Origin of the sequence: Streptomyces sp. Edi2, assembly GCF_040253635.1 — a bacterium.
Lineage (GTDB): Bacteria > Actinomycetota > Actinomycetes > Streptomycetales > Streptomycetaceae > Streptomyces.
Genome location: NZ_JBEJGX010000003.1, coordinates 8,419,292 through 8,439,123, shown reverse-complemented (window position 1 = coordinate 8,439,123; position 19,832 = coordinate 8,419,292). Strand labels below are relative to the sequence as shown.

20 protein-coding genes are annotated in these 19,832 nt (G+C 71.2%); 11 read left to right on the top strand and 9 right to left on the bottom strand.

All coding sequences use genetic code 11. The annotated features are described in order from the left end of the window. Positions 1 to 132: 132 nt before the first annotated feature. Together ABR737_RS40265 and ABR737_RS40260 are read left to right on the top strand one after the other, a co-directional pair. Positions 133 to 1,158, top strand: coding sequence for an alpha/beta hydrolase (locus tag ABR737_RS40265; protein ID WP_350256101.1), 1,026 nt, complete (start codon positions 133 to 135; stop codon positions 1,156 to 1,158). A gap of 138 nt (positions 1,159 to 1,296) precedes the next feature. Further along, a complete protein-coding gene (locus ABR737_RS40260) occupies positions 1,297 to 1,488 on the top strand; it encodes an antitoxin (protein ID WP_350256100.1) in 192 nt (63 codons plus the stop codon). Positions 1,489 to 1,669: 181 nt separating this feature from the next. Here the strand turns inward: ABR737_RS40260 and ABR737_RS40255 are convergent, their stop codons facing one another. The 4 genes from ABR737_RS40255 to ABR737_RS40240 all read right to left on the bottom strand — a co-directional run bounded on the left by ABR737_RS40255 (position 1,670) and on the right by ABR737_RS40240 (position 5,437). After that, positions 1,670 to 1,873: a cold-shock protein gene (locus tag ABR737_RS40255; RefSeq protein ID WP_006601696.1), complete on the bottom strand. Its 204-nt coding sequence runs from the start codon at positions 1,871 to 1,873 to the stop codon at positions 1,670 to 1,672. Positions 1,874 to 2,166: 293 nt separating this feature from the next. Further along, positions 2,167 to 3,414, bottom strand: coding sequence for a D-alanyl-D-alanine carboxypeptidase family protein (locus ABR737_RS40250; protein WP_350256099.1), 1,248 nt, complete (start codon positions 3,412 to 3,414; stop codon positions 2,167 to 2,169). 187 nt (positions 3,415 to 3,601) lie between these two features. Then, the gene (locus ABR737_RS40245; protein ID WP_350256098.1) at positions 3,602 to 4,501 is read right to left on the bottom strand and encodes an endonuclease I family protein; all 900 of its coding nucleotides are present in this window, start codon (positions 4,499 to 4,501) and stop codon (positions 3,602 to 3,604) included. Between the two features lie 309 nt (positions 4,502 to 4,810). Continuing rightward, positions 4,811 to 5,437: a class I SAM-dependent methyltransferase gene (locus tag ABR737_RS40240; protein ID WP_350256097.1), complete on the bottom strand. Its 627-nt coding sequence runs from the start codon at positions 5,435 to 5,437 to the stop codon at positions 4,811 to 4,813. Between the two features lie 157 nt (positions 5,438 to 5,594). Between ABR737_RS40240 and ABR737_RS40235 the strand changes: the two genes are divergently transcribed. Continuing rightward, positions 5,595 to 6,026: a hypothetical protein gene (locus ABR737_RS40235; RefSeq protein WP_350256096.1), complete on the top strand. Its 432-nt coding sequence runs from the start codon at positions 5,595 to 5,597 to the stop codon at positions 6,024 to 6,026. 63 nt (positions 6,027 to 6,089) lie between these two features. Here ABR737_RS40235 and murJ read toward each other — a convergent pair whose 3' ends face one another. Continuing rightward, the gene (gene murJ, locus ABR737_RS40230; protein WP_502964535.1) at positions 6,090 to 7,658 is read right to left on the bottom strand and encodes a murein biosynthesis integral membrane protein MurJ; all 1,569 of its coding nucleotides are present in this window, start codon (positions 7,656 to 7,658) and stop codon (positions 6,090 to 6,092) included. A 276-nt stretch (positions 7,659 to 7,934) separates the two neighbouring features. Beyond that, complete coding sequence (gene ligD / locus ABR737_RS40225; RefSeq protein WP_350256094.1) at positions 7,935 to 8,882, bottom strand: non-homologous end-joining DNA ligase; 948 nt, start codon at positions 8,880 to 8,882, stop codon at positions 7,935 to 7,937. Between the two features lie 30 nt (positions 8,883 to 8,912). On the opposite strand from ligD, the gene ku reads away from it, so the two are divergent. Together ku and ABR737_RS40215 are read left to right on the top strand one after the other, a co-directional pair. After that, positions 8,913 to 10,037 (top strand): non-homologous end joining protein Ku, encoded by a 1,125-nt coding sequence (gene ku, locus ABR737_RS40220; protein ID WP_350256093.1) that lies wholly within the window; start codon positions 8,913 to 8,915, stop codon positions 10,035 to 10,037. An 81-nt stretch (positions 10,038 to 10,118) separates the two neighbouring features. Then, positions 10,119 to 10,493 (top strand): RNA-binding S4 domain-containing protein, encoded by a 375-nt coding sequence (locus tag ABR737_RS40215; RefSeq protein ID WP_350256092.1) that lies wholly within the window; start codon positions 10,119 to 10,121, stop codon positions 10,491 to 10,493. 12 nt (positions 10,494 to 10,505) lie between these two features. On the opposite strand, the gene ABR737_RS40210 is transcribed toward ABR737_RS40215, so the two are convergent. Next, the gene (locus tag ABR737_RS40210; RefSeq protein ID WP_350257109.1) at positions 10,506 to 10,919 is read right to left on the bottom strand and encodes a YchJ family protein; all 414 of its coding nucleotides are present in this window, start codon (positions 10,917 to 10,919) and stop codon (positions 10,506 to 10,508) included. Between the two features lie 266 nt (positions 10,920 to 11,185). On the opposite strand from ABR737_RS40210, the gene ABR737_RS40205 reads away from it, so the two are divergent. Together ABR737_RS40205 and ABR737_RS40200 are read left to right on the top strand one after the other, a co-directional pair. Next, complete coding sequence (locus tag ABR737_RS40205) at positions 11,186 to 11,380, top strand: hypothetical protein (protein ID WP_018092434.1); 195 nt, start codon at positions 11,186 to 11,188, stop codon at positions 11,378 to 11,380. A 254-nt stretch (positions 11,381 to 11,634) separates the two neighbouring features. Further along, positions 11,635 to 13,554 carry a hypothetical protein gene (locus ABR737_RS40200; RefSeq protein ID WP_350256091.1) on the top strand — a complete coding sequence of 640 codons (1,920 nt, stop codon included), beginning with the start codon at positions 11,635 to 11,637 and terminating at the stop codon, positions 13,552 to 13,554. 48 nt (positions 13,555 to 13,602) lie between these two features. On the opposite strand, the gene ABR737_RS40195 is transcribed toward ABR737_RS40200, so the two are convergent. Then, positions 13,603 to 15,108, bottom strand: coding sequence for an SCO1417 family PLP biosynthesis transcription factor (locus ABR737_RS40195; protein WP_350256090.1), 1,506 nt, complete (start codon positions 15,106 to 15,108; stop codon positions 13,603 to 13,605). A gap of 100 nt (positions 15,109 to 15,208) precedes the next feature. Here ABR737_RS40195 and yczE point away from each other — a divergent pair, with 100 nt between their 5' ends. From yczE to ABR737_RS40175, 4 genes are all read left to right on the top strand, one after another. After that, positions 15,209 to 15,892, top strand: coding sequence for a membrane protein YczE (gene yczE / locus ABR737_RS40190; RefSeq protein ID WP_350256089.1), 684 nt, complete (start codon positions 15,209 to 15,211; stop codon positions 15,890 to 15,892). Beyond that, on the top strand, positions 15,889 to 16,689 hold the full coding sequence (locus ABR737_RS40185; RefSeq protein ID WP_350256088.1) for a glycerophosphodiester phosphodiesterase family protein: 801 nt from the start codon (positions 15,889 to 15,891) through the stop codon (positions 16,687 to 16,689). The genes yczE and ABR737_RS40185 overlap by 4 nt, the downstream gene beginning before the upstream one ends. 145 nt (positions 16,690 to 16,834) lie before the next feature. Continuing rightward, positions 16,835 to 18,217 (top strand): MFS transporter, encoded by a 1,383-nt coding sequence (locus tag ABR737_RS40180; RefSeq protein ID WP_350256087.1) that lies wholly within the window; start codon positions 16,835 to 16,837, stop codon positions 18,215 to 18,217. Positions 18,218 to 18,529: 312 nt separating this feature from the next. After that, positions 18,530 to 18,907 carry an RNA polymerase-binding protein RbpA gene (locus tag ABR737_RS40175; RefSeq protein WP_100605284.1) on the top strand — a complete coding sequence of 126 codons (378 nt, stop codon included), beginning with the start codon at positions 18,530 to 18,532 and terminating at the stop codon, positions 18,905 to 18,907. A 195-nt stretch (positions 18,908 to 19,102) separates the two neighbouring features. Here ABR737_RS40175 and fxsA read toward each other — a convergent pair whose 3' ends face one another. Continuing rightward, positions 19,103 to 19,747 carry an FxsA family membrane protein gene (gene fxsA, locus ABR737_RS40170; protein WP_350256086.1) on the bottom strand — a complete coding sequence of 215 codons (645 nt, stop codon included), beginning with the start codon at positions 19,745 to 19,747 and terminating at the stop codon, positions 19,103 to 19,105. Positions 19,748 to 19,832 lie beyond the last annotated feature (85 nt).

Below are 19,832 nucleotides of genomic sequence, written 5' to 3'. Positions count from 1 at the left end.
AACCACCGCGGACGCATTACTCCATATGAGTGAACGAAGCCCCGAAAGCCGGCGCCCGGCAAGGGAACCTGCCCGGCATCTTTTCCCTCTTTATGGGCACTTCCACTTGATCATCCAGTCGCGGAGTCCCTCGTGAAACGCCCCTCTGCCGTCGCGCTCGTGGCCACCCTCGTCGCCGCCTGCGCGCTGCTCGCCGGCTGCTCGGAGACCGGAAACCCGGTCGACTTCAATGCCGGCGCCCCCGGCGACAGCGCCGCGCGGGCCAAGCCCGCCGACGCGGACACCCTCATGCCGACCGGCCCCAAGAGCGACTTCCGGATCACCCGGACCCTGGACGACGGCACCCATATAGCGCGAACGACCCTGAAGGGCCCGAAATCCGGAGTCACCGGAAGCGTCTGGGTCTGGGCGCCGAAGGAGTACCACGACCCGAAATACGCCAAGAGCGGATTTCCCGTACTGATAGCCCTGCCGGGTGGCCTGGGCAGCCCGAAGGAGTCCGGCGGCGTCACGAATTACTGGGTGGGCGGCGATATCGAGCTGCAGGAGAACCTCACCCGGTGGACCGAGGAGGGCAAGAGCCTCCCGTTCATCGTGGTGATGCCGATGCTCAACCCGGACACGCAGTACCACGACGGCAGTGACATACCCGGCCGGCAGAAGATGGGGACCTGGCTGACGGACGACGTCGTCCAACTGGCCAAGGCCAATTTCCGTACGTTCAAGTCCCGCGACGGCTGGGCCTTCATGGGGTCGTCCTCGGGCGGCTTCGCCGGGCTGAAGTCCGTGCTGAAACATCCGGAGAAGTTCAAGGCGGCCATAGCCAGCGGCCCGGACATGGTGCCGGATTCGCCGTTGTGGGCGGGGCACCGGGCTCAGCGGGACGCCAACGATCCGGCAAAGCTCGCCCAGCGGCTGCTGCAGAAGGGCGGTCCGGATATCTACCTCGCCTTCCAGGCCGGCACCCGGGAGCCCGCCGCCGTCACCTCCGCGATACAGGGCTTCCGCCGGACCTACGGCAAGGGCCCGGTCCACACCGCCATGCAGCTGATCCCCGGTGGCCGGCACAACGCCTGGGACTATCAGAAGGGCATGGCCGCCGGTTCGATCAAGTTCATCAGCGACCGGATGAAGGCACCGGTGGCGAGCGGCTCCTGAACCGCGGCTGCCACGGCGGCCGGGGACGTCCCGGCACCGCCCGGGCACCGGCCCGGCACCGCCCCGGTGCGCGGATGCAGATCACCTGACAGGGGGTGATGCTGGAGTCGTGGGGGACCGTGGTGAGGAGGACCACTCATGTCCATGATGGACAAGATCAAGAGCATGCTGAAGGGCCACGAAAGCCAGACGGACAAGGGCGTCGAGAAGGCCGGCGACATGGTCGACGACAAGACCCAGGGCAAGTACAAGGGTCAGGTCGACACGGCCCAGGAGAAGATGCGGGACCAGTTCGGCGGGGAGGGCCAGGACCGGCCACCGCAGCCCTGAGACGGCGGCCCCGGCGGGCCCGCCCGCACACGAGGGCCAGGACCGGCCCCTTTTGCCGTCCCGGCGAACCGGCCCCCTTTGCCGTTCCCTGCGGCCGACCGGGTGAGGCCGCGGGCGCCCGGCACGCGTGTCGGCGCCCGCCCCCGGGCCGGGAACGGGCGCCGACGGCGGATCCGCGGACCTACGCCAGACGGATCTTCTCCGCCTGGGGGCCCTTGTGGCCCTGGGTGACCTCGAAGGTCACCTTCTGGCCTTCCTGCAGCTCGCGGAAGCCCGTGGCATCGATGTTGGAGTAGTGCGCGAAGACGTCGGCGCCGCCGCCGTCCTGCGCGATAAAGCCGAAGCCTTTCTCCGAGTTGAACCACTTCACCGTGCCGGACGCCATATCCGTCTCCTTCGTTCAAGGGGGCTCGAATCGGGTTCCGCGTGCTGCGGACCCCGGAGGTGATCGCCCTGGTCCGGAGACGCGCTACACAGCAAGGACGCCCGTGAATGCGACACGGGCGCCCGGCACTTCGGAACCACGACAGCTGATCAGGACGCTACACCGAGCAGCGCCCGGCAGGCCGCACAACCGTGGCGGACGCGTCGCCCTTCACCGGGCAAGGCCATCGCGCGTCCTCCGTATCCCTGACCGATCGGATGGATGTACGACGTCCGGCGGCGCCCGGCAGGGTCTCAGCCGGACTCCCCGCCCCGGCTCTCGGACGGCTCGCGACGGCGCCGCCACAGCGCGGTGCCGAGCGCGGCGAGGGCGATGACCCCGACGGCTCCGGCGGCAGAGACGAACCACCAGTACCGGGCCTGCGTGTCGACGTCCGTCTGCGCCACGACCGGCGTCTTGTGCAGCGGCATGACGGACCGCGAGCGGTGCGCGACGGGCTGCGACACGCCCGTGCTCCTACGGTGCTCCAGCGCGGGCAACACGCCGACGGCCGCCGCCCGGGGAGCCGCCTCGAATCCCCAGTCCAGCAGGGCCCGGGTCTCCTCGTAGACGGCGTTCCGGCTGCCGGACTGCGGGTTCATCACGGTGACCAGCAGCGTCCGGCCGTCCCGCCGGGCAGCGGCGATCAGGGTGTTTCCGGCGTGGGTCGTATAGCCGTTCTTCACCCCGATCAGGCCGTCGTACGGTTTGACGCCGTGCGAGCCGACCAGCAGCCGGTTGGTGTTCACGATGCCGAACGCGTCCGGACCGCCTTCCTCCGGCAGTTCCGTCTGTTTCGTGGCGGCGAAATGGGCGAAGTCGGGGTCGGCCAGGCCGGCCCGTCCGAAGAGCGTCAGGTCGTACGCGGACGAGAACTGGCCCGGCGTGTCGAACCCGTCGGCGGACGCCACCGTGGTGTCGCGGGCGCCGAGGCGGTCCGCCGTCGCCTGCATGTCGTCGATGGTCCTGTTCCAGCCGCCGTTCATACCGGCCAGGGTGTGCACCGCATCGCTGCCCGAGCGGAGGAAGACCGCGTCCCACAGGTCCGCGACGCGATAGGGGAAGTCCTCCTTGAGGCCGGCGAGCGAGCTGCCCGCCTCGATACCGTCCAGGTCCCGGAGGGAGACGGTGTGCACCTCCCCCTGGGAGAACTTCGGCAGCACGGTCACGGCGAAGAGCGCCTTGAGAGTGCTGGCGGGTGGCAGGGGCCGGTGGGCGTCCTTGGCCGCGAGGACCTTGCCGCTCGCCAGGTCCGTCACCATCCACGACAGGGCGGAGACATCCGGTGGCTCCGGCACGTCCGGCCGGGGCAGGAACTGCACGCCCCGGCCGTCCAGCCGGCTCTCGGCACGGACCGGATCGGCCACGTGCGCGGCGGCCCGCAGGTCGTCGATGCCATGGGGGCCATCGGCGACCGCCGGACCGGGCACGGCCAGCAGGATCGCGGCACAAACGGTGGCTGCGGTAACGACTCTGACGGGGGCCCAACTCGCGCTCGACATGTGGCCCACGCTAAAAACGACCCCGGCCGCGCGCTGGCTGGCCTACGCCATCCGATGTGCGAGCGCCCCGACTGCCGTACGCGGCACGCCGGCTGCCCTACGCAGACACGCCGGCTGCCGTACTTGGACACGCCGGGGCCGGCGGAAAGACCGCCGCCGGGCCCCGGCCCGGCCGACCGGATGCGGTCTACCAGATCCCCTCGACCCACTCCGGGTGGTCGATGAACGGGTTCCGGTTGTGCTGGTACTTGTCGAAGATCACCTGGTTGCGGTGCTTCTCGAAGGAGTCCGGCGGGTCCTGCTTGCTCCACTGCTTGAGGACGGAGAGCCGGCCGATGTGCGGCTGGGTGCCGTTGCCGACCTTGTCGTTGGGCTCCAGGTCGGCGAAGCCGTCGCCGCCGTCGTAGCGGACCGCCATGTAGAGGATCATGCGGGCGACATCGCCCTTGACCGCGTCACGGGGCTCGAAGGAGTCGTCGTCGGTGCGGCTGCCCGGCGCCCCTTCCACCTCCGTTCCGCCGTTGTCGAAGTCCTTGTCGCCGCGCTCGCTGTTGACGGACACGTCCGCAGGGCGCAGGTGGTGGAGGTCGGTTCCCGGACCGGTGTCGGTACCGAAGTCGCCATGGGACTTCGCCCAGACGTGCTCGCGGTTCCAGTCGTCGGGATTGCCGCCGTGGGCGTCCTTGCTCTGCGACCGGCCGCTGTACAGCAAAATGACGTTCGCGCTGTTGCCGGGATCCTGGTCGGTGACCTTGAGGGCGTCCCACACCTGGTCGTACGTCAGTTTTCCGGTCTGAGTGGTGCTGATGATCCGGTGCAGCGCATCCTTGAGCGCCTGGCCGGTCTTGCCGACGGCGTCTTTGTAGTAGTCGTCGTCATAGGACGTGTTGTCATACGACGCGGCATCAGATGCGCCGGCGGATATGGACGAGTGCTGGGTGGCGGACGCGGCAGCGGCACGGTGGGGGGCGGCCGGAGCGACCGTCGCACCGGCCGGGATCTGTCCGACCGCCACCGTCAGTACTGTTCCGGCGGCGATGGCCAGGGCAGCGGTCCGGGCCCGGCGGTTCACGCGGGTGTTGTCCACGAAGGGTGTCCTTTCCCCGAATTGTGGCGCCGAGTCGCGAAAGTGTGGGGCACGACCGGCACCGGCCGTTGGGAAATACGGCCGCAGGCAGCTTTCCATCGCGGTAATCACCACGGTGTGAACATCGGCGGGAGAGTTACTTATCCCACATCGCGACAACCGAAGAATTCCGCCGAAAATGGCATTCCGTCACGGATAGCCGATCCCACGTCAGGAGTACCGCACCCGGGCCGTTTTCCATTCGGCGGGGTCGGCGGGGTCGGCGGCGTGACGAGGGCAGGCAGACGGCGCACGGTCCCGCTCCCGCCTTCAGGGGTGCGGCTTGTCCCACACCAGCGAATAGCGCCACAGCAGATGGCGGCGGTAGCGGCTTCCCGGCAACGCGCCCCGCGCCGCGCGCCGGACCTCGCGCCATGCCATGGCCGGATCCAGGACGGGTACCCCCGGCGGATCGGACTTGCCCCCGTGATGCCGCGCCAGAAGGAGGGCAGCAGGCACGCCCGCGCCGCTGACCAGCCAGTCCAGGGGAGTCCGGTTGCGGGCCAGGCCGATGACGACGAGGCGGCCGCCGGGTGCCAGCAGGTCGGCCATCCGGCGGATCGCGGCAGCGAAGTCCAGGTGGTGGACGACGGCCACCGCGGTGATGAAGTCGTAGCTGCCCGCCGTGACGCCGTCCGCCGTCATGAAATCCGCCTCGAGGAAAGCGGCGTTCGGCACCCGGGTGCTGCGCTCGCGGGCCAGCCGGACCATCGCGGCCGAGCGGTCCACACCCGTCACCTCGCGGATCCGGCCCGCCAGCCTGCGGACCAGCAGACCGTCGCCGCAGCCGATGTCCAGCGCCCGTCCGCAGCCCTCCGGCACGGCGCCCAGCACGAGCCGGTGGTAGTGCACATTGTGGTTCCAGTAAGCGGGCGACGGTTCGTCAGGGCGAGGCATCCGGCAACGGTAACGGGAAGGGCGGCGCCCCTTGGGCCCATCGGGTGAACCCTCGCCTCATCCGCAACCGGACGGGCACCGTCCGGCTTCCGAAGAACTGACACCGTCTTCGCCGAAAGCCGGTGAACCCTTCGGACCGCGAGTTGTGGAGGCCGCCATGTCGCCTTTCCGCCCCACTCCCCCGCCGTACGGCGCGACGCCGGACTATGTGCTCGCTCCCCCGCGCCCCGAGGAACGCCTCGGCGCGGCCGCGTCCCCGCATGAACCGCCGCACCGGTCCGCCTCCGCCGCACACCCGTTTCTCCCGCCGCCCCGCCCGGAGGACCGGCTGTCCTTCGGGCCGTCGCAGCCGTACGGCCTCTCCGCTCCCCCACGTCCCGAAGCGCAGCGGCAAGGGCCGGTGGCGCTGCCCGGTCACCGGCGGCTGGACCTCCACGCCGCCTTGACCGCGGCCGGCGTCGCTCCGGCGGACGGGGACCTGGCCGCCCTGGCGGAGATCGCGAGCCTGGGTGACACCACCGTCGGTGCCGTCATCGGCTGGCTGGCGGTTGCCGCCCAGGCGTCCTGGCCACGGTCGCGCGCGGTGTGAGGGAGCCCTCCGGCCGGCTCCACCGCAGCCCGGGTCACCGCAGTCCGGTGACCGCAGCCCTGGTCACCGCAACCCTGGCAGGCTGCGCAACTCGCCGATCTTCAGCGCGCGGGCCAGGGCCAGGAAGATCAGTGCCATGCAGAGGCCGCCGGCGGCCAGGCCCAGTACAGGGGTCCAGGCCGCCGGGACGGGCACGCCGGAGCAGGCCCGGGCCGCGAGCCAGCCGACCGCGGCGGCCGTGGCGGCGGCCCCGGCCAGCTTGCCGTAGGTGCGGCACAGGCGCCGGCCGTCGAGGCGTCCGGAGAGCCGCCGGCGCAGCAGCAGCGCGGTGACCAGCAGCCCGATGCCGTACGCGACGGCGTAGGCCGCGGCCATACCGGTGACCGCCCAGCGGGCGGGCAGCAGCAGATGACACCCGGTGGCCAGGGCGATGTTGACGGCCGCGATCCAGACGGCCATCCAGAACGGCGTGCGGGTGTCCTCGAAGGCGTAGAAACCCCGCAGCAGCAGGTACTGGGCCGAGTACGGGATCAGACCGAGCCCGAAGGCCTGCAGCATGTGCCCGGCAGGCACGGCCGATGCGGCGTCCACACTGCCGTGCGCGAAAAGGAGTTGGGCGGTCTGCGGGCCGAGCGCGAGGAAGAAGAAGGCGGCCGGGACGATGACGACGCCGCTGACGCGCAGCCCACGGGAGAGATCACCGCGCAGGTCGTCCAGACGGTTTTCGGCGACCGCGCGGCTCATCCGCGGCAGCAGCGCCGTCACCAGCGAGACGGTGACGATCGACTGCGGCAGCGTCCAGATGAGCTGGGCATAGCTGTAGACGCTGTACCCGACGCCTGCGGTGGGGAGTTGCTGGTCGGCGGCAACGGCGTAGTGCGTGACGACGACCATCGCGGCCAGGTTGGCCAGCACGAACAGCAGGGTCCAGCGGGCCGCCGCGATGCTCTTGCGCAGCCCGGTGCCACGCCAGTCGAAACGGGGCCGGAAGCGGAAGCCGGCGGCGCGCACGAAGGGGATCAGGGCCAGGCCCTGTACGGCGATGCCACCGGTGGTGACGATGCCGAGGAAGTCGACCTGGCCGGGGCTGATGTCCTCGATGCGGTCGGGGCCCGCCAGCAGGCCGAGGTAGATCCCGAACATCGTGATCAGCACGATGTTGTTGAGGACCGGCGTCCACATCATCGCGCCGAACTTGTTCCGGGCGTTGAGGACTTGGCCGAGGATGAAGAACAGACCGTAGAAGAAGAGCTGCGGCAGCAGGAACCGGGTGAATACCAAGGTGAGCTCGAAGGCGGCATGGTGACCGGGTGTGTCCGGCGTGAAGACGGCGACGATCTGAGGCGCGGCCCAGACCGAGAGCCCCGTGCCCAGCGCCAGCACGCTCAGGACGAGGGTGACCAGGCGCTGCTCATGGGCCCGGCCACCGTCCGCGTGCTCGGCCCTGGCGCGTACCAGCTGCGGCACCAGGACCGAGTTCAGCGCACCCCCGATCAGCAGGGTGTAGATGCTCATCGGGACCATGTTGGCGGTGGTGTACGTCGTGGCGAGCAGGCCGGTGCCGAGTGCGGCCGCCTGGAGCACCTGCCGGATCATGCCCGTGCCGCGGGAGACCACGGTCCCCAGCGCCATCAGGAGTGAGGAGCGCTGCAGGCCGCCGCCCTCGCCTCCCCCCTTGCGCTCGTCCTGGCCGCCCCGCTTGCTCTCGTCGTCCCGGTTGCTCGCGCCGCCCCGTTTGCCCGCGGCGTGCCGGCGTCGTCCCGGGTGCGGAGCCCGCCCGACCGGGTCCCCCTCGTTGCCGGGCTCCGGTCCGTCGCCGGCACTCCCGTCGTCCGTCCACCGGTCCGGCAGACGAAGCGGCAGTGTGTCGTGTGGCGTGTGTGGTGTCCCCTCCAGCATGCCGCCAATCTACGTCGAACTCCGCTTGGGACCGGTCCGGTTGGGGGCTGCGGGCGCACGCGGGGGTGCCGCACGCGGCAGTGGCCGGGCCCGGTCGGGGTCGAGGAGCGGGCCGAGCAGGTCGCCGTGGTGTGCGAGGCGGGGTGCGATCTCGTCGAAGAGGAAGCTGAGTTGCCGTGGATCGGTGCACTCGGCGATCTCGTCCCGGGTGACGGGGGCGGAGACGGTGGGGGTGGGGCGGGCACGCAGCGTGTAGGCGACGGCGGTGGTCTTGGCGGCGGCGTTCTGGGAGAAGTCGAGGAAGACCTTGCCGGGACGCAGGGCCTTGGTCATCTTGGGCACGACAAGGTCCGGGAGGGCCGCCGCGGCCTCGGTGGCGAGGGTCTTGGCGTATGCGGTGGCCCGCTCGGAGGGGGTGGGTTCGATGGGCACGATGAGGTGCAGTCCCTTGGAGCCGCTGGTCTTCGCGCAGACCTCCAGGCCGTCGGCGGCCAGCCGGTCGTACAGCCACTGCGCGGCGGCGCAGCACTCCACGATGGTCGCCGGGGCGCCGGGATCCAGGTCGAGGACGAGGCGGTCCGCGATGCCCGGTGCCTGGCACTTCCACTGCGGGGTGTGCAGTTCGACGACCAGGTTCGCGGCCCAGACCAGCGAGGGCAGGTCCTGCAGCAGCACCTGACGGGCGGGCCCGGATGTCGTATGGGGGACCTCGCAGGTCTTCACCCAGGAGGGCGCACCGGGCGGCACGTTCTTGGTGAAGAAGCACTGGCCTTCCGGCCCGTCGGGGTAGCGCAGGAAGGAGAGCGGCCGGTCGTGGAGGTGGGCGAGCAGCGGGCCGGCGACGGTGGTGCAGTAGTGCAGGACCTCGCCCTTGGTGGTGGCGGTCTCGGCGTAGAGGACCTTGTCCAGGTTGGTCAGCGGGAGGCGCCGCCCCTCCACGTCGGTGATCGGCGACATACGATGAGAATCCCACATAAGGGATGAACGATGCGATCTATCTGGAACGGCTCCATCTCCTTCGGTCTGGTCACCATCCCCGTGAAGACCTACAGCGCCACCGAGCGCACCTCGTCGGTCTCTTTCGTGCGCATTCACGACAAGGACGGCGCGCAGGTCCAGTACCGGAAGATCTGTGAGCTCGACGGCGAGGAGGTCCCGAACGAGGAGGTCGGCAAGGGCTATCAGGCGCCGGGCGACGAGACCGTCGTACCGATCACCGACGACGATCTGTCCCAGCTGCCGATGCCGACCGCCAAGACGCTGTCGATCCTGTCCTTCGTCGACCCCGCCGAGATCGATCCCCTCCAGATGGACAAGGCCTACTACCTGGGCCCCAACGGAGCATCCGCGACCAAGCCGTACACCCTGCTGCGGGAGGCGCTGGAGCACCACCAAAAGGTCGCGGTCGGCAAGGTGGCGATGCGGGGGCGGGAGTCGCTGGCGATGCTGCGGGCGTACGACCAGGCGATCGTGATGCATACGCTGCTGTGGCCCGATCAGATCCGTTCCGCCGACGGAGTGGCACCCGACGATGTCGACCTTCGCGAGAACGAGCTGACGCTGGCCGAGACGCTGATGGACTCCCTGGGCGAGCTGGACCCCGCCGAACTCCACGACGACTACCGCGAGGCCGTCGAGGAGCTGGTGGCCGCCAAGGTGGAGGGCGGGGAGCCGGCCGCCCCCGCCGCGTCGGACAGCTCCGGCGCCCAGGTCATCGATCTCACGGCGGCCCTGGAGAAGAGCGTGCGGGCGGCGCAGGGCGGCGGGGAGCCCGACGCCCGGGCGGAGTCGGCGTCCGTGACCTCCCTACGGGGGCGGAAGCCGGCGAAGAAGAAGGCCGAGGCCGGGCCGCGCGCCTCCGGTCGGAGCGGCACTCCGGCGAAGAAGGCGGCGAAGAAGACCAGCTCCGGTTCGGCCACCGCGAAGAAGACCACCGGCAAGAAGACGGCGTCCGCGGCGAAGACCTCCGGCGGCCGGACGAAGGCCGCTTCGCCGGCCAGGAAGACCGGCACGAGCTCCCGCACCTCGGGCGCCGGCGCCTCCACGAAGAAGGCATCGAAGAGCACCGCCAAGAAGGCGACGGGCGGGAAGGCGGGCCGGAAGACGGGCTGACGGTCGGGCCGCCGGGCCGTAGTGGGACACCCCCCGGCCGTCGCGCCACCGCTCGCCGGGCGCCCGTTCTAGAGTCTTGGTATGGCTTCAGACGAGGGGACCACCCGCATCGACAGCTGGATCTGGTCGGTACGGCTCACCAAGACGCGGTCGATGGCCGCGGCGGCCTGCCGTGCGGGGCACGTACGGGTCAACGGCGAACGAGTGAAGCCGGCCCATGCGGTGCGCAACGGCGACGAGGTGCGGCTGCGGCACGCGGGCCGGGAGCGGATCGTGGTCGTCTCGCGGCTGGTGCGCAAGCGGGTGGGCGCGGCCGTTGCCGCCGAGTGCTTCATCGACAACAGTCCGCCGGTCCCGCCGCGCGAGGAGGTTCCGGTCGTCGCACTGCGCGAGCGCGGCACCGGACGGCCCACCAAGCGCGACCGCCGCGAGATCGACCAACTGCGCGGGCTCTGAACGGAGCGGCGCCTACGCCGACGGCAGAGCGTCGAGGTAGACCCACTGGCCGTTCTCGCGGACGAAGCGGCTGTGCTCGTACTGGCTGTCGGCGTGGCCGTGCAGGGTGAAGTGGGCACGGAATTCCACGGTGCCCTCGGCGTGGAAGGCGCTGCCACCGGTGGTGCCGAGGATGTCCAGGCCGCTCCAGCGCTGGGCCGGGTCGAGTTCGAGACTGCCGGGACGGGTCGTCGGGTGCCAGGTGCGCAGCAGGTATCCGGCGTCACCGACGGCAAAGGCGCTGTAGCGCGAACGCATCAGGCGCTCCGCGGTCGGGGCGGTGGCGCTCCCCTGGTGAAAGGGGGCGCAGCAGTCGCCGTAGGCCTCGGTCCGTCCGCACGGGCACGGTGAGGCGGCGCTGACAGCGGCGGCCGGGCGGCGCGGCACGCTCTCCGTCTTGCCCGGCTTCTTCGACTTGCCCGGCTTCTTGGACTTGATCGGCTTGTTCGGCTTCGACACCCCACGATTGTGCCGGTCGGCCGACCGGGACCGCGACACGCCCAGCACACGCCGGAGCGGCACGCCCTGGAGATACACCCATTTGGGGAATTCCCACGACAAATCACCCATTTGCAGCTTTTCGTGGCTTGATACGTACTGTGAGGCTGGAAGAACTCATGGTGTCCGTCCCCATCACCCAGGAGAGAACCCCCATGATTCTGTCCATTTCCGGCGTCGTCCTGCTCGGTGTCATCGTCTTCCTCTTCTTCCGCAAAGACGGCCTGAAGTTGTCGCATGCACTGGTCTCCGCGCTCTTCGGGTTCTATCTCGCCAGCTCCGCCATCGCCCCCAGCATCAAGGCCGGCGGGGCGAGCCTGGCGAGCCTCCTCGGGGGGATCAAGATCTAGGGCCGTCCGGTCGTCATCCGTCCTCCGGAGTCGTCAGCCCTCGTTCCTGAACCTCAGCCGTCGTTCCGGAGTCGTCGTCCACGGTGCGGAGCCGTCGTCCGGTGCCACTCCACGGGTCCCGCCCGAACGGGCCGCACCACCTTCCGTCCGGGCGGCTCCGTATGCAGCGCTCCCGGCTCGCCGCCCACACCGAGCCGCCTCCACGACCACTGCCACGCCCCGCACCACCACCGCCACGAGCAACAGGAGACGATGTGGCCCGTCGACCCCTGCCCCGCATCCTGACCCACAGCGCACCGCTCGCCCGCATGACCCACAGCGCTTCGCTCGCCCGCAGCCGGGAACTCGCGCGGACCGCTGCCGACAGCGCCTGTGACGTGTTCCATCCACTGATCACCATCGGCCGGGGGCTGCGCCGGCTGGGTGCGGCAGGACGGGGACGCTGGGTCGAGACGCCCCGGGAGAGCCGCGGTCCGCTGGCCTTCTTCGTCGGCGCGTGTGTGCTGGTCGTGTGCCTGGTGCCGTACGGGCCGCTGCTCGCCCTGATCACGGTGATGGGCGCGGGGGCCTGGGCGGGACGGGAGCGCACGCCCGTGGACACCGGCCCCGGAGAGGCCGAGCGGGAGCGGCTGCAGGCGCTCTACGAGGCGCTGGTGCCCTACTTCTCCGTCGAGGGCGACCCCAGCCCCCTGTATGCGCACGACGGCGGCTGGGAGCGGGTCTTCACCGAGCACGCCTTCGACGAGAGCGGGCGGATCGAACGCCTGCAGCTGAAGTACCCGGCGTACTTCACCGACGGTGAGGACCAGTCCCGGGTCCGCATCGAGCAGGTGCTGTACGCCAAGGCGGGCCGCGGCCGCGAGTACCACTTCGGGTGGGACGAGCTGGCCAATCAGCTCACCGTGAGCGTGCTCGGCGCGCTGCCCGCCGATATCGCCGCGCAGCGCTTCGTCACCTCACCGGGCGAGACGGTGCTGGGATTCACCGACGCGGACGCCGTCCGGCGGACCCTGCCGGTCACCGCCGGGGACGAGACCCGGGATGCGCCGCCGGTGGTCTGGCGTACCGGGCCGCGCTCCACCGAACCGCATCTGCTCGTCCTGGGGCAGCCGGGAACGGGCGCCACGACCCTGCTGCGCTCGATCGCGCTGCAGGCACTGCAGCACGGTGAGGTGCTGGTCATCGACGGCGGCGGCACCGGCGAGTACGGCTGTCTGTCCGGACGCCGTGGGGTACTGGGGGTGGAGAGCGGTCTTGCGGGTGCATTGGCGGCCCTGGAGTGGGCGTCCCATGAGACCGAGCGGCGGCTGATCGCGGCGAACCGGGCCCGGCAGGCCGGCAGGCCGGCGCCGGAGGACACCCGGCGGCCCCTGTGGATCCTCGCGGACCGTCCGACGGCGCTGGCCCATGTGGCGGTCGCGGAGGGCCGGGACGATCCGCAGCGGTGGCTTCAGACGCCGCTGCGGCACGGCCGGGCCGCCCAGATCACGGTGGTCGTGGCCGACCAGTTCGAGAGCGCCGAGCTGCTGAGCGAGCCCGTGCGGGCACACACCAAGGCGCGGGTGGTGCTCGGCCCCGCCACGGCGGAGGAGGTACGGGCGGTGCTCGGGGCGCCGCCGCACACCACGCCGACCGCGAGCGTGCCACCGGGCCGCGGCTATGTGCGCCTGGGGTCCGCCCCGGTACTGCGCCTCCAGGTGCCGGCCACGCCCGATCCGCTCGACGACGCCACCGGGCAGGCGCTCCGGCAGGCCGTCCTGTCGCTGTTGCCGGAGCGTACGGTCCCGGCCGACGAGGCGGGACCGGCTGAGGCGGCGGGGCCGGTCGACGAGGCGGGACCGACCGATGGGACGGAGCCCGCCGACGAGGCGGAATCGGCCACACCGGCGACCGGCGGCGGGCCGGGTGACGTGGGTCCGTCCGCGGATACCGGCCGGCGGGTGAGCATGCGCAAGTCCGGGGAGGCCGGGGAGGCTGGAGACCCCGATGCGGCAGAGCCGCCCCGCGACACCACGGCGGTCGGCGATGCCGCGGCGACCGCTGCGGCACCGGATGCCGGAAAGACCAAGGCCCCCGCCGAGCCGGTGGGCGCGGCGGCGCGGGTGCGGACCGTCAAGGGTGGCGAATCCCGCGCGGTCAACGGGTCGGTGGAGGCCGTGCCCACCGAGGGGTGAGGCTTCCGAGTGCGAGGTCCCACCCGGAGGACGGGCCCTGATCAGCCGTCAGGCCACGAACGCGTGCCGCATCTCCGTGTCCACGGGTGCGCCCGTCGCCACCAGCCGCGCGGCGCCGGCCAGCCGGACCGCGGCCTCTTCGGCGACGGCTCCGCTGACCGTGAAGGGCAGCCGTACGAAGCCCTCGAAGGCACCGTCGACACCGAACCTCGGGCCGGAGGGCACCCGTACCCCGAGCCGCTCCCCCGCCTCCGCGATCCGGGAGCCGGAGAGTCCGCCGGTACGCGCCCAGAGGGTGAGGCCGCCGCGGGGGACGCTGAACTCCCAGTCGGGGAGGTGCCGGTGCAGCGCCTCTACGATCGCGTCGCGGTTCTCGCGGGCCTGCTCGCGGCGGATGCCGACGGCCGCTTCCCAGCCGCCGCCTTCCAGGAGCGAGGCGATGGCGAGTTGTTCGAGAACCGGTGAGCCCAGGTCGGAGTAGGCGCGGGCGGCAACCAGACTGCGGATGATGTCGGGGGCGGCACGCACCCAGCCGATCCGCATCCCGGCCCAGAACGCCTTGCTCGCCGAGCCGACCGTGATCACGGCGCTGCCGGCGGGGTCGAACGCGCACACCTGGCGGGGCGGTGCGGGGTCCTCGTCCAGCTGGAGTTCGGCCATGGTCTCGTCGACGACGAGCAGGGTGCCGGCCGACCGGGCGGCATCGACGAGGCGCCGGCGCTGGTCCTCGGTGGCGAGGGTGCCGGTGGGGTTGTGGAAGTCGGCGACGACATACGCCATACGGGGCGCGGCATCGCGCATCACCTGGCGCCAGACGGGGATGTCCCAGCCGGCCAGCTTGTCGGCGAGCGCGACCGGGACGAGCCGGGCGCCGGCGTCCCGCATCAGCTGCAGGATGTTGGCGTACGACGGGGAGTCGACGGCCACCCGCTCGCCGGGGCGCGTACACAGCTTGCAGATCGCGGCCACCGCGCCCATCGCGCCCGTGGTCACCATGATCTGCTCGGGCATGGTGGGGATCCCACGGGCGGTGTAGCGGTCGGCGAGGGCCTGGCGGAGGACCGGCAGCCCTGCGGGGTAGTCGCCGTGGGTATGGGCGTAGAGCGGAAGGTCGGCCATCGCGCCCTGGAAGGCGCGGGTGAGCCACGGCTCGGGAGCCGGAAGCGCGGCGCAGCCCAGGTCGATCATGGAGCCGGCGGCCTCCGGGGGCAGCGGTTCCAGGCCGCGGGTGGGCAGCGGGTTGCCGGCCGGGACGGCGGTCCAACTGCCCGAGCCGCGCCGGGACTCCAGGAATCCCTCGGCGCGCAGCGCTTCATAGGCGGCGGCGACGGTGGTGCGGCTGACGCCGAAGGCGGCGGCCAGCTCGCGCTCGGCGGGCAGGCGCGCGGCGACCGGCACCCGGCCCTCCAGTACGAGCAGCCGGATGCCGTCGGCGAGGCTGCGGTAGGCGGGCAACCGGCGTCCGGCGGCCGTGAGTTGGGCATCGCACGGGGCCTGCGACCGGAGCAGCCGGGCGAGTTGGGGTGCACCCACCGCTGAAGTCCACTGAGCCATAAAGATCAGTCCACCTTCCCCGAATTGGCTCTACTTCGTGAGCCCGGACCTGCCACATGGTGTCATGCGTCGGTCCAATCCTGCCAGGAGGGGGAAAATCATGTCCATATTCAGGGAAACCGGACCGGGGAGGGGGCTGCCGGTGCGCCGGCTCATCCAGCTCTTCGCGGGACTGGCGCTGTACGGCGTGAGCATGGGGCTGATGCTGCGGGCCGGGCTCGGCCTGGAGCCGTGGAGCGTGCTGAACCAGGGCATATCCCGCCATACGGGCCTGTCGATCGGCACGGTCACCATCGTCTCCGGTGCGCTGATCCTGCTGCTGTGGATCCCGCTGCGCCAGCGTCCCGGCCTCGGCACGGTGGCCAACGTGGTGATCCTCGGGCTGGTGATGGACGCGACGCTGGCCTGGATGCCGCAGTTGCACTCGCTGGCCGCGCGTATCCCGCTGCTGGCGGGCGCCGTCCTGCTCAACGGTGTCGCGACCGGCCTGTACATCTCCGCCGATTTCGGTCCGGGGCCGCGCGACGGGCTGATGACCGGGCTGCATCTGCGGACCGGCCGTCCGGTGCGGCTGGTGCGGACCTGCATCGAGGTGACGGTGCTGGCCACCGGCTTCCTGCTCGGCGGGTCCGTCGGGGCCGGCACGGTGGTCTATGCGCTGGCCATCGGGCCCATGGCGCAGTTCTTCCTGCGGCGCTTCGCGATCAAGGACCGGCCCGTGAAGCCCTCCACGGTGGTGGCCCGCGGAGGCACTTCACCCGAGCACGCAATACTGCCGGAGTGACCCCAGCGATACGCACCCGCCACACCTATCTCGACCACCCCGTGCCGCTCCCCTTCGCCCACCGGGGCGGGGCGGCCGAGGGCCTGGAGAACACCGCCGCCGCCTTCCGCCGCGCGGTCGGCCTCGGCTACCGCTATCTGGAAACCGATGTGCATGCCACCTCGGACGGAGAGCTCGTCGCCTTCCACGACGCGACGCTCGACCGCGTCACCGATTCCCGCGGCACGATCGGACAGCTCCCCTGGCGAGCCGTACGACGGGCCCGCGTCGGCGGTCACGAGCCGCTGCCGCTCTTCGAGGAGCTGCTGGAGGAGTTCCCCGGGGCGCGCTGGAACGTCGACCTCAAGGCCGACGCCGCGCTCGCTCCGCTGCTCGCCCTGCTGCGCCGCACGAACGCCTGGGACCGGGTGTGCGTCGGCTCGTTCTCGGAGGCCCGGGTGGCCCGCGCCCAGCGGCTGGCCGGACGCCGGATGGCGACCTCGCTCGGCACCCGCGGCGTGGCCGGCCTGCGGCTGCGGTCGTACGGCCGCGGGGTGCTGCCGCTGGACCGGCTGCTGGGTGCGGCGGTGCGGCGCAGCGCGGTCTGCGTCCAGGTCCCCGAGCGGCAGTCCGGCCTCCCCGTCGTCGATCCGCTCTTCCTGCGCGCCGCGCACGCGCTGGGCATGCAGGTCCACGTCTGGACGGTCAATGACGCGGACCGGATGAGGGCGCTCCTGGACCTCGGGGTGGATGGCATCATGACGGACCACATCGAGACGCTGCGGACGGTGCTGACCGAGCGAGGGTGCTGGGTCTGACCGGGTGGGGGTGCCGGTGCCGACCGAGCGAGGGTGCGGGATCCAGGGGCGTCGCGAGCCGGACGGCGGATGCGGACGCACCCGGTTCCGGGCCCGCCGGCCGTCGTCCGCCGCCGTGAACGGGGACAGGAAGACGGGGGTGGGCATGGAGCGCACACAAGCCGTGGCCGGGGGCGCGGCCGAGGACGGGGACGAGGCGGCCGCCCGGCGCCGTGAACAACGCGGCTGGTACTGGTACGACTGGGCCAACAGCGTCTATTCGACGACCGTGCTGACCGTGTTCCTGGGGCCTTATCTGACCTCGGTGGCGAAAGCCGCGGCGGACGCGGACGGCTTTGTGCACCCTCTGGGCCTTCCGGTGCGCGCGGGCTCCTTCTATGCGTACGCGGTGTCCGCGTCGCTGCTGCTGTCCGTGCTGGCCATGCCGCTCGCCGGGGCGCTGGCTGACCGGACCGGCCGGAAGAAGCCGCTGCTGGGCTGCTGTGCCTACGCGGGCGCCGCGGCGACGACGGGGATGTTCTTCCTGGGCGGCGACCGCTATCTGCTGGGCGGGGCGCTGCTGGTCCTCGCGAATGTGGCGTTCGTGGTGTCGATGATGCTCTACAACTCCTTCCTGCCGCAGATCGCCCGGCCCGACGAACGGGACGCGGTCTCCTCCCGCGGCTGGGCATTCGGCTACGCGGCCGGAGCGCTGGTCCTGATCGCCAACCTGGTGCTCTACGGCGCACACGACTCCTTCGGCCTCTCCACGGGCACCGCGGTGCGCATCTGCCTGGCGTCGGCGGGGCTGTGGTGGGGCGCGTTCTCGGTGATTCCGCTGCGCCGGCTGCGCGAGCGGCGGACGGCCGCCGCCGAGGAGCCCGCCGGGTCCGGTGCCACCACGCTCGGCCGGGGAGGGCGGCAGCTGCGGGAGACGTTGCGCGACATGCGCCGTCATCCCCTCACCCTCGCCTTCCTCCTGGCCTATCTCGTCTACAACGACGGCGTACAGACGGTGATCACCCAGGCCTCCGTGTACGGCTCCGAGGAACTCGGCCTGGACCAGACGACGCTGATCGTGGCGGTCCTGCTGGTCCAGGTGCTGGCCGCGGCGGGCGCCCTGCTCATGGGACGGCTGGCCGGACGGTACGGCGCCCAGCGGACGATCCTGGGCTCCCTGGTGGCGTGGGTGCTGACGCTCGCGGCCGGCTACTTCCTGCCCGCGAAGGCGCCCGGGTGGTTCTTCGGGCTGGCCGCCGGCATCGGCCTGGTCCTGGGCGGAAGCCAGGCGCTGTCCCGTTCGCTGTTCTCCCATCTGGTGCCGCGCGGCAAAGAAGCGGAATATTTTTCCGCGTACGAGATGAGCGACCGGGGCGTGAGCTGGCTGGGACCACTGGTGTTCGGGGTGACCTATCAGCTCACCGGGAGCTACCGGGATGCGATCGTGTCCCTGGTGGCGTTCTTTGTGATCGGTTTTGTCCTGTTGGCGAGGGTGCCGGTGGGACGGGCGATCGCCGCGGCGGGAAATCCTGTACCTGACCGGATTTAGCCCCAGGGGGTGCGGGCCGGTAGTGTACGCCTTTGGCTCACCAGGCGGACCGTTACTGCGCGCTCAACTAAGGATGGCGCTGGGTGACATCTGCTGCTAGATGTGACAAACCGGGCGCTGGTGGGTACAACAAGGGGCGGCACGAAGGAAGGCAGCGGCGCACAGCGCCTCCATCATGGGCGGTGGTGGGCGACGGGTGGGCGCATGTCCCGAATTTCGAATACGGGAATCTTCACCGCCGACCGGACGTTGACCGGATGACGACGACAGCGACACCTGTCCTGTGGGCGACAAGCCCGGGAGGCACGATTCATGAGTGAGCGAGCTCTCCGCGGCACGCGACTCGTGGTGACCAGCTACGAGACCGACCGCGGCATCGACCTGGCCCCGCGCCAGGCGGTGGAGTACGCATGCGAGAACGGACATCGATTCGAGATGCCGTTCTCGGTTGAGGCCGAGATTCCGCCGGAGTGGGAGTGCAAGGTATGTGGTGCACCTTCGCTTCTGGTGGATGGCGATGGCCCTGAGGAAAAGAAGGGCAAGCCCGCGCGTACGCACTGGGACATGCTCATGGAGCGGCGCACCCGCGAGGAGCTGGAGGAGGTGCTGGCCGAAAGGCTGGCCGTCCTGCGCTCCGGCACCATGAACATTGCCGTGCATCCGCGCGACACCAACCGCAAGTCCGCCTGACAACGGACCTGCGCCAAGCAGCACGAAGGGCCGGGGCCACTGCACTGTGCAGGGGTCCCGGCCCTTGCTGCGTCCGCACCGGCATGCGCCCGGCGCGGCTGCATCCCGTGTGTGCACGCGCCGGACGTCGTCCCACGGCCGGGCCTCGTCCCACGGCCGGGTGTCGTCCGCCCGGCATCGGGCGCCCGCGTGCGCTCAGCCGGTCAGCGGCGGGTCCTGACGGCGCGGGGAAGATGGCTCGTCCTCGTGGATGACCTCTCCCTGGACGACCTTGCCGTCGGGCCGGTGCATCCGGGCCTGCTGGAAGGCATTGCCGAACGACTCCTGGGCGTAGCCCGCCCGCCGGTTCAGCAGCTTTTCGGCACGGCGCTGGATCAGCTTCCCGGTCGGCGGGAAGAGGCAGAGCAGCCCCAAGGCATCGGACACCAGACCGGGGATCATCAGCAACAGCCCGCCGGCCATCGGGAGCGTATTGCCGCTGCCTCGTTTGCCGCTGCCGGACTTGCCACCAGTTGTGCCGTCGCCGGGTTTGCCGTTGCCCGAGGCGCCGTTGCCGGACGCGGCCGGGTTGCCGGGAGCCGCCGGGCCACCGGTGGTCTGCAGGCTCTCGGTGAGGTTGCGCCAGGCGCGGCGGCCGGCCCGCTTGACCACATAACCGCCGATGATCACTCCGGCGACCAGCAGAAGAAAGACCGTCAGTCCGTTGGTGGCCCCGGCGACCACCGTCAGCAGCCAGATCTCCAGCACCATCCAGGCGGCGATGCCCAAGGGGACGAACCGGCGGGCGCGCGAGCGCTGGGGCGGGCGGGAACTCGGCGGTGGCGTGACTCCGAACGTCATGCCTCAAGTGTGCCTGGCCCCTGCCGCCCCACTCCGCGAGGGTCGCGCTGCATGGATCATCTCGGGGCGGCCCGGCACAGCGGCC